Source organism: Duganella sp. FT27W (assembly GCF_009295655.1).
GTDB classification, from domain to species: domain Bacteria; phylum Pseudomonadota; class Gammaproteobacteria; order Burkholderiales; family Burkholderiaceae_D; genus Rugamonas; species Rugamonas zoogloeoides.
Genome location: NZ_WHIV01000017.1, coordinates 1 through 863, shown reverse-complemented (window position 1 = coordinate 863; position 863 = coordinate 1). Strand labels below are relative to the sequence as shown.

Annotated in this window: 1 rRNA gene; it reads right to left on the bottom strand. The window is 51.9% G+C overall.

The window, feature by feature from the left end:
• Positions 1-863 (bottom strand): 23S ribosomal RNA (locus F8197_RS28180); the annotation flags it as partial.

Genomic DNA, 863 nt, shown 5'->3' with positions numbered 1-863 from the left:
GCCTTCTATGAACCAGAAACTGCCTATTCCAACAGGCAGACAACCTTCCGCGATCCGTCCCCCCATCGCATCATACGACGGTGCAGGAATATTAACCTGCTTCCCATCAGCTACGCATCTCTGCCTCGCCTTAGGGGCCGACTCACCCTGCTCCGATGAACGTTGAACAGGAAACCTTGGGCTTACGGCGTGGGGGCTTTTCACCCCCATTATCGCTACTCATGTCAGCATTCGCACTTCTGATACCTCCAGCATCCTTTACAAGACACCTTCGCAGGCTTACAGAACGCTCTCCTACCATATGCTTACGCATATCCGCAGCTTCGGTGACTGGCTTAGCCCCGTTACATCTTCCGCGCAGGACGACTCGATCAGTGAGCTATTACGCTTTCTTTAAATGATGGCTGCTTCTAAGCCAACATCCTGACTGTTTTAGCCTTCCCACTTCGTTTTCCACTTAGCCAATCTTTGGGACCTTAGCTGGCGGTCTGGGTTGTTTCCCTCTTGACGCCGGACGTTAGCACCCGACGTCTGTCTCCCAAGCTCGCACTCATCGGTATTCGGAGTTTGCAATGGTTTGGTAAGTCGCGATGACCCCCTAGCCATAACAGTGCTCTACCCCCGATGGTGATACTTGAGGCACTACCTAAATAGTTTTCGGAGAGAACCAGCTATTTCCAAGTTTGTTTAGCCTTTCACCCCTACCCACAGCTCATCCCCTAATTTTTCAACATTAGTGGGTTCGGACCTCCAGTGCGTGTTACCGCACCTTCATCCTGGCCATGAGTAGATCACTTGGTTTCGGGTCTACACCCAGCGACTATCGCCCTGTTCGGACTCGATTTCTCTACGGCTTCCCTATA